9 protein-coding genes are annotated in these 12,494 nt (G+C 30.4%); 3 read left to right on the forward strand and 6 right to left on the reverse strand.

Annotation, left to right across the window (positions count from 1 at the left end; genetic code table 11):
• Window positions 1-310 precede the first annotated feature (310 nt).
• Both CLHOM_RS05760 and CLHOM_RS05765 read left to right on the forward strand, forming a co-directional pair.
• Window positions 311-1,183, forward strand: coding sequence for a 4Fe-4S binding protein (locus CLHOM_RS05760; RefSeq protein ID WP_052220748.1), 873 nt, complete (start codon window positions 311-313; stop codon window positions 1,181-1,183).
• Complete coding sequence (locus CLHOM_RS05765) at window positions 1,173-1,937, forward strand: hypothetical protein (RefSeq protein ID WP_052220749.1); 765 nt, start codon at window positions 1,173-1,175, stop codon at window positions 1,935-1,937. The genes CLHOM_RS05760 and CLHOM_RS05765 overlap by 11 nt, the downstream gene beginning before the upstream one ends.
• A 145-nt stretch (window positions 1,938-2,082) precedes the next feature.
• Here CLHOM_RS05765 and CLHOM_RS05770 read toward each other — a convergent pair whose 3' ends face one another.
• Window positions 2,083-3,246 carry a radical SAM protein gene (locus CLHOM_RS05770; protein ID WP_052220750.1) on the reverse strand — a complete coding sequence of 388 codons (1,164 nt, stop codon included), beginning with the start codon at window positions 3,244-3,246 and terminating at the stop codon, window positions 2,083-2,085.
• Between the two features lie 276 nt (window positions 3,247-3,522).
• Between CLHOM_RS05770 and CLHOM_RS05775 the strand changes: the two genes are divergently transcribed.
• A complete protein-coding gene (locus CLHOM_RS05775) occupies window positions 3,523-5,205 on the forward strand; it encodes a MutS-related protein (protein ID WP_052220751.1) in 1,683 nt (560 codons plus the stop codon).
• A 9-nt stretch (window positions 5,206-5,214) separates the two neighbouring features.
• Here CLHOM_RS05775 and CLHOM_RS05780 read toward each other — a convergent pair whose 3' ends face one another.
• From CLHOM_RS05780 to CLHOM_RS05800, 5 genes are all read right to left on the reverse strand, one after another.
• Window positions 5,215-5,580 (reverse strand): response regulator, encoded by a 366-nt coding sequence (locus CLHOM_RS05780; protein ID WP_052220752.1) that lies wholly within the window; start codon window positions 5,578-5,580, stop codon window positions 5,215-5,217.
• Window positions 5,581-5,584: 4 nt separating this feature from the next.
• A complete protein-coding gene (locus CLHOM_RS05785; protein ID WP_052220753.1) occupies window positions 5,585-8,371 on the reverse strand; it encodes a 7TM diverse intracellular signaling domain-containing protein in 2,787 nt (928 codons plus the stop codon).
• Window positions 8,372-8,632: 261 nt separating this feature from the next.
• Window positions 8,633-10,372, reverse strand: a complete 1,740-nt coding sequence (locus CLHOM_RS05790) for a methyl-accepting chemotaxis protein (RefSeq protein ID WP_052220754.1) — start codon at window positions 10,370-10,372, stop codon at window positions 8,633-8,635.
• A 171-nt stretch (window positions 10,373-10,543) separates the two neighbouring features.
• The gene (locus CLHOM_RS05795; protein ID WP_052220755.1) at window positions 10,544-11,851 is read right to left on the reverse strand and encodes a DUF4179 domain-containing protein; all 1,308 of its coding nucleotides are present in this window, start codon (window positions 11,849-11,851) and stop codon (window positions 10,544-10,546) included.
• Complete coding sequence (locus tag CLHOM_RS05800; protein ID WP_242846740.1) at window positions 11,848-12,378, reverse strand: sigma-70 family RNA polymerase sigma factor; 531 nt, start codon at window positions 12,376-12,378, stop codon at window positions 11,848-11,850. The genes CLHOM_RS05795 and CLHOM_RS05800 overlap by 4 nt, the downstream gene beginning before the upstream one ends.
• Between the last annotated feature and the right edge of the window lie 116 nt (window positions 12,379-12,494).

Here is a 12,494-nt window from a genome sequence, read left to right on the forward strand (position 1 = left end):
GCCTAACGGCTAAAATAATTAGGGACTAATTTCCATTATTCGTATTTTTTAATGGATTTTTTGTGATACCTATTTTTACTCATAAATTTTTTTATAAAAATTTATTGACTTTTACTAGCTGGTCTAATCTCCGGTGCCAGGCACCCTTTTTTATTATTTTAATTTTCATCAAATTTTCATCACAATTCTGTCACAAATTAATTTTATTATTGAAATATAGAAATTATAATACAGTGATTCCTATACACACCTCAAAAAGCCATCTGGATGGGTTCCAGAAAAATCTAAATAAATAGGAGTGAAAATACAAATGGATGCGAATGTAAAAACTCAGAGCAATACCTCAATAAAAATTAAAAAGAAAAAGACATGGATAAGATCATCAATACAAATATTCTTTTTCCTTCTTGTTCTTGCAATATCACTTAATAAAACCCTTGTAGAAGGGGGCATTTCAATCCCCCTTCTATCCACAGCTTCTCTTCACGCAATATGCCCTTTTGGCGGAGTGGTTTCAATTTATCAATTTTTCACAGCGGGAACCTTTGTGCAGAAAATCCATGAATCATCTTTCATACTTATGACTATAGGAATCATTCTTGCCATTGGCTTCGGTCCACTTATCTGTGGTTGGGTTTGTCCTTTTGGTACATTCCAAGAATTGCTTGGAAAGATAGGAAAAAAAATATTCAAAAACCGTTATAACAATATGATTCCTTCAAAAATTGATAAATACTTGCGTTATATAAGATATATAATTCTTATCTTAGTTGTTTACAATACTGCCACTACAGCAAAGCTAATGTTCCAAAATATTGACCCTTACTATGCACTTTTCAATTTTTGGACAAATGAAGTTGCCGTAACTGCATATGTTATTCTTGCAGCTACAATACTTCTTTCATTAATAATTGAACGTCCATGGTGCAAATATGCTTGCCCATACGGTGCTTTCCTTGGAATCTTTAATTTATTTAGAATATTCAAAATAAAACGTAAAGCTTCTACTTGTGTTAACTGTAAAGCCTGTGACAGATTCTGCCCAATGAATATTAAGGTGTCTGAAACAAATGTTATAAAAAATCACCAGTGTATAAGCTGTATGAAATGCACAAGTGAATCAGCTTGTCCTATAAATGATACTGTAAATTTCAGAGTAGGAGGTGCTGATAATGAAAATTAAAACATCAGCTGTTGCCGTAATTATTTTTGCATCTATTTTTGGTACCATTGCCATCACCTCAGCTTTTGGGTTATGGAATACTGTAAATACAAAAGAACCTGCACTTTATACTACAGGGGAGTTTGCTGGAGAATATAACCCAGCAGATATAAGAGGTTCCTATAACTTTGGAGAAATCAGTGACTTATTTGAGGTTTCTCTAGAAGATTTAGGCATAGCTTTTGCCCTTAAGGATGAAAAAACCTTTGCAACCTTCCAGTGTAAAGAGCTCGAAGCAATATATACTTCAGCTGCCTCAGAAGGAAAAGAAGTTGGAACTGATTCTGTAAAAACCTTTGTTGCTTTGTACAAGTCCCTACCTATAACCTTAAATGATACTACTTATTTACCAGAGCCAGCTGTAAATATTCTTAGAAGCAAAGTAAAATTAACTGAAGAACAATCAAAATATTTAGACACTCATACTATAGCTCCCCTTGATGCAGCTATAAGTTCAGATACAAAATCACAAGCCCAAGAAGAAAGTACAGCAAAAGTAAAAGAAACTTCCACTACAGAAAAAATCATTAAAGGCAGTACTACTTTTAAAGATTTGATAGATTGGGGAGTAAAAACAGAAGAAATTGAAAAAGTTATTAATGATAAAATACCTAGTACAGGAAAATTAGTAAAGGACTATGCAACTGAAAAAGGAGTTGAGTTCAGCACCTTAAAGGAATCACTTCAAAGCCTTGTAGACGCACAAAATAAATAATATTCAAATAATTACCCCTGAGGAGAATGTAAATAATTTCCCAATTTAATTAGTCTATAAAAACTAATTAGATTGGGAAATCAATTCTAATGCATTGATAGTGTAGAAAATATTACATCAAACGGGGCTGCATAAACTTTGCATTTTATATAAATCTCTTCATTAATTCTCCAACAATTTCATCCACATTTTCTGATGTTATGTTATTTCTAGCTACAATTTCTCTTGCTTTCTCTGTTAAGTTATAATAATCCATATCGTAAATTCCCTTAATGCTGCCAGTTCTTCTTCCTATCATGTATACTATTTTATCTTCCTCACTTAAATTAAGGAACTTTTTAATTACTGCAATGATTTTTTCTTTATCCTCTGGAAGCTTTCCTTCTACTTCTGGGATAAGATTTAAAATGTGATCACTCTTTATTGCTGAAGTTATCCCATGCAAATTTTCTATAAACATTAAAAGCTCTTCTATTACTTGAACATCTCCAAGCTTCTTAAATTTTCCATCCCTATAATCTATAGCTAATGGGGCTTTATCTGGGATTGCAAGGGTTCTCAATCGAATAAAGTCTGGATTTATTTGATTCATGGCATCTGATGTTTCAATGGCATTCTCTTTTGAGTATGCGGCTCCACCAAGTCCTGGCATAAAATACTCTGATAGCTCTATTCCAGCTTTCTTAACCTTCTGACCTGCTATAATATGAGTCTTCTTGTCTACTCCTTTTTTTATAAAATCTAGCACCACATCTGCCGCTGATTCCATTCCAATATGAATTCTATTAAGACCAGCTTCTCTAATTTTCAAAAGGTCTTCATCACTAATTCTAGCAATAGTTTGAGATCTTGCATAAGAAGTGATTCTTTCAACCCCAGGGAAATTTTTTCTGACATACTTTAGTATTGTCATCATATCCTCTGGTTTTATAATCATGCTGTTAGCATCTTGAAGGAATATGGATTTCATTCCCCCTTGAAGCCAAGTTATAGCAGAGTAATATGCCCAATTGCCTTCTTCCGTGACTGTACTGCCTAGCTTCCTCATTTCTTCCTTCACGTTATTAGTAGAATTTTCTCTAATATTTATAATAGCATCAATATAGTATTTAAGCCTATCAATATCTTTTAAAACATGCTCTAAAGGTCTGATGCTAAATTTTTCTCCTTTGTATAGGGCACAAAATTTGCATTGATTCCAAGGACAATTTCTAGTTATTCTTAAAAGCAGACTTTCTGCCTCACTAGGAGGTCTAATTGGTCCTAGCTCAAATCCTTCATATTCTTGATTCTTTTTATCTAAACTCATATATTTTCTCCTTTTCTCTTTTCTCCGGTGCCTGGCACCTTATAATTGGCACCTTATAATTATTTATTTTCAATTTAAAATTTTATCTATATTATATCTTATTTTATCAGACTTTAGGTATAGATTTTATTTTATAACTTTATGTTAGTTTTTGTATTCTTTAGTCCCTGGTTGTTACAATTTGTGTTATAATTGGTATGCAATTTATTTTTTATCATCAATTATATTATTCATAGCTGTAATAACTAAATACTTAGCTAAAATGGAGGAGATAATTTGGACAGCTTTTTAATTTATGTAGTATTAGTAATTTTGATAGTATCTGCTATATCAATAGTTACAGAAGTAAGGAATAGAATCAAGACTAAAAAAAGAATTAGAGAAGAGTGGGCAAAAGAAAGAGAGAGAAAATATACGGATGAGGATTGGGATGACATAACAGAATATTTTAATAACATAAAAAAGCATAAAAAAGATAGCTTTTTTATTGATGAAATTACTTGGAATGATTTAAGCATGGATAAGGTATTTGAGAAAATAAACAGTGCAGAAACTACCGTTGGGGAACAGTACCTCTACAGCATGCTAAGAGAAATAATTTACGATGAAAATGACCTTAAAGCTAGAGATGAAATGATAGATTATTTTAGAGAACATAAGGAAGAAAGAGAAAAGATTCAATACATCTTATCAAGATTAGGGAAAGTTAAAAGAGTTAAAATATCTGATTATTTTTTAGACAATGAGGGACTAGATTCTTCAGGAGTCAATTGGTACAGAATTTTAGGTTTTTTACCTATAATTTCGATTCTTATAATACTTTTCAATAAATCTATAGGTGCAAGTATGTTAATTGCATCTGCTTTAGTTAATTTTATAGTATATTACTCTGTTAAAAAGAAAATAGCTTATAAATTAGAGTCTTTTAGTTATATTGTTTTAATTGTTAAGTGTGCTCATTCACTTTATAAAGAAAATTTTCAAATACTAACACCTTTTGAAGAAGATCTAAAAAATGCTCTAAGTAAAGTGGGCAAAATAAAAGATGCAATTATGATGCTTAATACTGCTGGATCAGATATTGGAATTATTATAGAGTACATTAACGCAGTATTTTTAATAAGCATAACAAATTATAAAAGTCTATCAAAGATGCTGCTTAAAAGCGGAGAAGAATTTAATAAAATATTTCAGATAGTAGGAATTATAGACAGCTGTATTTCAGTTGCAGCCTATAGAGAAAGGCTTCCTTACTTTGTTAAACCGGAGTTATTGAATCAAAAAAATAAAAATGACTTATCTATGATAGGGAATGAATTAAGTCATCCATTAATAGAAAAGTCTGTGCCTAACTCTATAACCATTAAAGATTCTATATTACTAACCGGCTCTAATTCCTCTGGAAAGTCTACTTTTTTAAAAACCTTAGCTATAAATGCTATATTCGCTCAAACCATCTACACTTGCTTTGCTAAAGACTTTAGAATCCCTTTTATGCAAATATTCACTTCCATGGCTTTAAAGGACAACTTATTTAATAATGAAAGCTATTATATTGCAGAAACTAAATCCTTAAAAAGAATAATAAATTCAGTAAATGATAATATTCTAACTATATGTTTTGTAGATGAAATTTTAAGAGGTACAAATACTGTTGAAAGAATAGCAGCATCTGCCGAAGTCTTAAAATATTTAACCCAAAATAATTGTATTTGTGTTGCTGCTACTCATGATGTAGAGCTTACTCATATTCTTAATAAATACTTTGCCAACTATCATTTTAGAGAACAAATTGTTGGCGATGAAATAATTTTTGACTATAAAATTTATGAAAGTAGATCTAATACCCAAAATGCTATAAAGCTATTAAGCATCTTAGGTTATGAAAAAAGCATAGTGGAAAGTGCTAACAAAAGGGCAGAGAACTTTTTAAATTCAGGTGTGTGGAAAGAGGAATAAATTCTAATATTATTCTAGATTCAACACATCGCTTATTGTTCCAATAATTTTTTCTTCTGAAAAAGGCTTTAATATATAACTTTTCGCCCCTTTTTTAATAGCATTTATTACTGTAATTTTATGCTGCATTGAGCTTATCATTACAATTTTTGCCTTGTTATCATATTTTATAATTTCTTCTAAAGCATATAATCCATCATCATTAGGCATGGAAATGTCCATGGTCACAATGTCTGGCTTATATGCTTTATAGGAATTAATAGCTTTAGAGCCATTATTGGCCTCTGCTATTACCTTATGCCCCGCTTTTTCTAATATTTCTTTTATTTTTCTCCTCATAAAATTTGCATCATCCACAATTAAAACTGAAGCCATAAAATCACCCCTCAATTATTATTATAAAAGTAGTACCTTTATCAGCTTTTGTTTGCACTTCAATAATTCCCCCGTACTTTTTAACCTGTTTTTTAAGATGATATAATCCAAGTCCTTTACCTGATAGTTCTGTGCATTTGTCTCTAGTTGTAAATCCTTTTACAAATATATAATCTAAAATTTCCTTATCCGATAACTTTTCTAGCTCAGTTAAGGATAGTAAGCCTTTTTCTACAATTTTTTTCTTTAAAACTTCTAAATCTATTCCACATCCGTCATCGTGAATTTCTATTTTTATATGTTTACCTTCTTTTTTTAAAGAACAGGATATTTTTCCATATTCATCTTTTCCTCTCTCTATCCTGTCTTGAGCAGATTCTATTCCATGATCAACCATGTTTCTGAAAATGTGTACCATCGCTCTTATCAAATCATGATATTTATTTGGATCAACATTAATATCTTCTCCATGAATTTCAAAAGGATAAATTTGTTTTTGTAAATTTGCTCCTATTCTTTCTATGTATTTTCCATATGGGAATAGTAATCTTTTTAGAGGTATATAAGTTAATCTTTTAATCATTGAAACTATTTCTTCTGCTTCTTCACCAAAGTTTTCTTTCATCGCTTGTTCAATTTCTGTAAGCTTTGTTTTAAGAACAATAACCTTCTCATCATTAAAATAATCTTTTCCTAATATTGCAGTGATGGTTTCTAAGTCTTCTTTTATTGCATTCTCAATCTTATCTTTATTCACTACTGACCTTATGTCATCTTTACTTAATTCATCATGAATCCTCATAAGATCACTAAGATTATCTTCTATGATACACAATTTATTAGCTGTTTTTAGCATGTTTATTTGGGCAAAATTTCCTCTGAAAGTATGTGTTTTAGTAAGTATCTCATAGGAAATTGTTTCTGCATTTAAATTGCTATTTAATATATTATCAAGGTATGAATTACAAAATCTATTATAACTATTTATTAATTCTCTTAAGTCTTCATAATAGATTATTGAATTAACTACCATTTCTAGGACTTCTTTTTCTCTTTCTATTTTGTTTTCTAGCTGTCTCTTTTCAGATATATCTGTTAGAATTATCATTATTATTTTATCATCATAAGCTTCAGCATCTGTAATTATCTTATATTCTACAAATAAATTTCTATTATTAATTTCTATTTCTTCTGGCAGTAGCTCCATTAATATTTTTATTTTATAGCTGTCATCAGTGTTAAATATCTCTTCAGTTATGCTTTCGAAAATCACTTTATCCTCTGGATTATTTTTAAATAATAAATCTTGTATTCTTCTATCTTGTATATCTCCGTTAAAAATGTCTACACATTGTATGCTGAATACAGCTCCTACTCTATAGTCTTTACCAAAGGTTAAAAAGCCTTGTCCAGCGTTATCTAATAGGTTCTTTAGCGCCTTTCTACTATTAGATAATTTCATAGTTCTTTCTTTTACCTTGTCTTCCAATTCAACATTCATTTCCTTGATTTCACTATACATTTTTGCATTTTCATTTGCTAAGCTTTCTGATAATGTTAGAGCTCTTGTAAAATACTTTGCTAAAATATAAGATTGAATAAATATAAATAAAAATACCCCCACAGGCATAGCAAATCTAATTGATAAATAGCCATCATAATCTAGTATGTCGCACAAAAATGCAATCATGACAATCAATGCACCTAAAAACATTTCAAAAGAATTTTCTCTTTTTTCCATTAAGAATTTAATTAGCTTGTACAATATATACAGACAAATTAGCAGAGAGTATATTTGTGATGGTATAGCTAACTTATCATATATTTTATTAGTTGTAACTAAGCATAGTAAGGTCATAATTATTGCTACATACTTTGATATGTAAATAACTTTGTCTGATATTTCATTAAACAATTCTTTAAAAAACATCAAAAATAAAGGTAAAGCCAAGTAATAAGAAATAGCCGCTGTTTTACTTAATACTTCAAAAGGCATATTAGGAAAAACCTGAACTACAATTCTTTCTCCCATAAACAAGCTTCTTACAGCTATTACTAAGGAAAATAGGCCAAAATAAAGAGTTGATTTATCTTTCCTTCTTATTGAAAAAAGGGCAAGATGATATAAGGACATTATCAATATACTTCCAAATAGAAATAAATCAATTCCCAATTGAACATTCTCTTCTACCAACACTTCATTTTTAGTTCCAAGATAAATACTCTTTATCATGGATGCTGGTTCTCTAAAGTTTGCTGCTTGAATTACTATATCTATGTATTGTGATTTAGGTTGAAATATTGATACCGTTGGTTTAAATATTGGTCTATATTCTTCTTCATTTTTACCAACTACTCCGTGATAATCAGTTAAATCTCCATTCACCCATATCTTTGAGGCTGTTAGCATATCTTGAGTTTTAATTCCTAAAAACCTATTTACATCATTACTATTTAACTTAACCTTTAATCTTAAAGTCATAAATCCATAATGACTAAGTTTTGTTCCATTGATTATAGTTCCTTTTAAATTAGATGGAATTTTAAAATATTGTATACTATTTATGGAATTTGACTGGAAATCTTCTGGCGTGTAAAGCTTATTATAATAAAGTTCCCATTCACCATCTAATTTTATAATATTATTCTCTAAAAGATCATATTGGCTTAAATCCAAATATCCATTTTTCGCTGTAATAGTACTGGTCTTGTTTGTAAAAGACAGCTTAAGCCATAAAGTTAGAATAACTAAAAGTAAGCTTATTGCTATTATGAATGTTTTCTTATTCATATCATAATTACCCCTAAATATCCCCGTTGATTTATTTTAATTTTTCTCCGTACTATTACATTATATAACATTTTTTTCTATAAAGAGACGATTAAATTTAAGGTATTTTATTATTATTACAATTTATATAATGATACTGCATAGTATATGCTATTATGTTCTTTTTCCTTTTATTTCTTAATATTATAAGGTGCCAGGCACCGGAGAATAGAGAATTAAAACTCTTTTCTCCGGTGCCTGGCACCTTACTTTCCTTAATTTTCAAACTTTAAATCCAGAGGTTAGTTCTGTTAGTCTCTTAGCCATTTCTGATAACTGCTCTGTTGTAGTTTCTATTTCTGTCATAGTTGTAAGCTGTTCTTCTATACCGGTACTTATATTTTCTGTACCCTCAGCTACTTCATTTGATGTTGTTGCTAAGTTACTTATAGCCTTTTCCATTTCTTTAGTGCTCTTAGCTTGTCTATCATTAGCGTCGTCAATTTGCTCTATTTCATTTACTATGTTTTGAATATTGTCGATTATATTTTTTATGCTTTCTCCTACTTCAGAAGCAATGTTTACTCCAAGAGATACTTTTTCTTCAACATGATTTACTGATGTTACTGTAGAAGCTGATTTTAGCTGATTTTCTTTAACAAGCTCTGAAATTTGTCTTGCAGCGTTATTACTTTCATCAGCAAGCTTTCTAATCTCATCTGCCACTACACTAAAACCTCTGCCTGCTTCACCAGCACGAGCAGCTTCTATGGCAGCATTTAGAGCTAATAAATTTGTCTGTTCTGATATAGAGGTTATTATTTGAATAATATCTCCTATTTTTCTTGAAGATTCATCTAGTTCATTTATCATTGATGACACTTCTTTTGATGAAGAGGCTATTTCTGTTATTGAATCAATTACTTCAGAAATCTTTTCTGATCCATCTTCTGCTGCTTCTTTTGCCTTCTTACTGTTAACTGCAGTGTTTCTGCTAGCGCTTGCAGTGGATTCAGAAAAATTCGCCATTTCTTGAAGACTTGCAGTAGTCTCTTCAGTTACTGCAGCACCTTCTGAGGTACTTGAAGCTATCTCAACAATAGTATTTGATATATCTTCTAGAGACTGTGTAGTAGATGCTGTTGCTGTACTTAGCTGCTCACTTGAAGAAGCTATGGTTTCAGCTGAAGTTGCTACCTCCCTAATAATTCCTTGAAGTTTTTCTATAAATAAGTCAAAGCTTCTACTTAAGTCTCCAATTTCATCTTTACTTTCATATCCTATTCTTTGAGTTAAGTCTCCGCCGTTGTTCGAAATTTCCTTTAGCTTATTTGTAACACTTTTGACTGGGGATATAATGGATTTTGTTATTATTACTGATAAAATTAATGTAATTGCAGCACATATTGAAATTAGAGAAATAATTGCAATTATTGTTTGTTTATAAACAGCTTTACTTTCATCATAGGTTGTTTTCGCATTAGCTACCTGTTTATCGATTATCTTATCAAAAACTTCAACGAAAGCTTTTTTTGCTGTATCATAATTTACCATTTCAGTTGGTGCACTTCCTTGGGATGCTCCAGCTGTTGCTTGACTTCCTCCCACTACTTTTGTAGTACCTACTCCATTTGCTTTTATAAAGGCATCTTTAGCTGCTATAAAATTATTAAAGCTTTCAATTAATGTCTTATACTCCTCATTATTTTTGTATTCCGATATTTTTTCTGTTACAGAAGCTGCCCTAGCTTCTATATCTTCTTGAATAGGCTTTTTTACACTGTCATCACTACCTGCATCCATTAGTGAATTTGACTGTGACCTTATGTATTCTACATCTGACACTATACTTTGAAGCTTAACAATTGGAACTAACCTAGAATCATTCAATTCCAAGAGTTTTGAATTTACAGTAGATAATTGTTTAATGGACGCTGCCCCTATTACAGCAAGGAAAATAAAAAAGCTTAATGAAAGTACCGTTATTTTTACCGAAAGTCTCATATTCCTAATTAAATTCATATATTTACCCCCTGTTTATCCTATTTAAATAATACTATATATTACTAAGGTGACACTTTAATGACAAGGTTGTGAATAAAGTGTAAACGCGCTAACTATAATAAAAAAACACCTGTTTTGGGCCATATCGCCTACAGGTGAAGGAATATTTATCCTTTATAAATATACAATTTAATCCACTGGTATTTCTATTACTTGATTATACTCCTTGTTATACATAATACCCTTGATTACTAATTTCTTATCCTTTCCTGTTCCTTTGAAATCTAGAGTTCTTGTATGAATAATTGTGCCGTTTAACTTTTTATCATGATTTGTTGATGTAGTTTTATCTAGTTCTACCTTTTTACCATCAATCATCATATAAACTTTTGATAGAATTACATCCTCTTCAGTTGTGATCGTAACTAAGGTGTTTCCAGATTGTTCATTAATATCATTGATTACAATTTCTTTTTCTAAAACTTTTATTATTTTATCCTTTTCTTTATCTTTTAGTTCTATCTCTTCATCTACAGTATTATTTGTTCCTAAATTCACAAGTTTAATTTCTAAGGTTTTTAGATTCTGAGGCAGAGCATCATATTTCCTATTAAAAGTTATACCATTATAGCTTGTGCTAGTACCTCCACTTTGTTCTTCCACCTCTTTTCCGTTTGCAATAAGCTTAATTTCTATGCCTGTTGTTCTAAAGCCTTCACCCTTTATTTCATCCATTGCAAGTTGGAATATATTCTGAACTGTTCCGTCAATTCGAGTGGAAGTTGGTGATGCAACTATAGATTTAAAGCTGATTTCTCCTTGATCTATCTTGATGCTCTTATTTATACTCTTTTTTAATGAATGCCCCATGGCTTTATCTTTATCTAGATTAAATGTGATTTCTCCTGTTTCAAGATTGTTTCCTTCCTTCAAATTAAAGCTCCATTTTAATTTTTTTTCGAAGAAATAAGGCTTTTCAAATTCACTCTTCCATTTTATTTCAGTTCTTTCCTCATTTGATTCACCTTGACCACTCTTCATATAATGACTTCCACCTATTCCTTCAATACTTGTTATAGCTCCTAAATCAACTTTATCTACATCTCCTTTTGGACTATTGATAGTGTAAAAAAGTAAAAGCTGATTGTCATCCAGCATAACTCCATCTAATGTAACTTTAACCCCATTCTTAAAAGTATAGCTTTTATCAATGATTTGCCCTTTTCCTGCTTCATTTAGCTTCTTTAATGTTCCGTTCATTACTCCATCATAGCCCATGAGTCTTTTCCCATAAAAAGCTAGAGTGTCCATGTTGTATCCTAAAAATATACTGGCAATAATTATAGATGCAATTTTAACCTTCCAATTAAATTTACTTTTCTTTTTGGGCTGCAAGTTTTCTAGTGAATTTCTCAATCTTCTTTCCAATTCCTCTGGTACCTTTAAATTATCTATTTCTATTCTCTTATTATTAAGGATTTTTTCTACCTCACTCATACCTCTTCACCTCCAAGGCTTTCTTTTAATTTTTTAAGTCCAATAGAAATTCGAGATTTAACCGTTCCAATTGGGATTTTCAATATATGTGAGATGGATTCATAATCTAAATCTAAAAAATATCTCAGTTTTATCACTTCTTGATGCTTTGATTTTAATCTAGATATATAGTTTCCTATGAGGATTTCTTGATGCTTGCTTTCAATTAATTCTTCTTGCTTTTGTCTTTCTTCAACTTCTTTAATATTTTCTAGATAAATGACTCTTTTTCTTTTATTCAACATCTTCTTACAGCAATTAATTAATATAGTTTTACTCCAGCTATAAAAAGCTTCATCTCTTTTTAATCCATGTATGCTTTCATATAAAATTACAATCATGTCACTTAAGGCATCTAGTGCATCCTCTTGGTTTTTCATATATACATATGCCAGCTTATAATACTCCTGCTTTTTATCCATAATAAGCTTAATTAAAGCTTCCTTTTCCCCACTCTTTGCTTTTTTAACTAGCTCTCTAGTCTCCACCTTCTCACCTCTTTCTATATATAAGAGTATTTTACCTGTAAAAAGGTTCATTTTGTATTTAAAAATAAAAAAATCTAGTAGAACTTTAATTTGTCCTACTAGATTTTTTTATTTTT

It is taken from the genome of Clostridium homopropionicum DSM 5847 (assembly GCF_001263795.1).
Classification (GTDB): Bacteria; Bacillota; Clostridia; order Clostridiales; family Clostridiaceae; genus Clostridium_H; species Clostridium_H homopropionicum.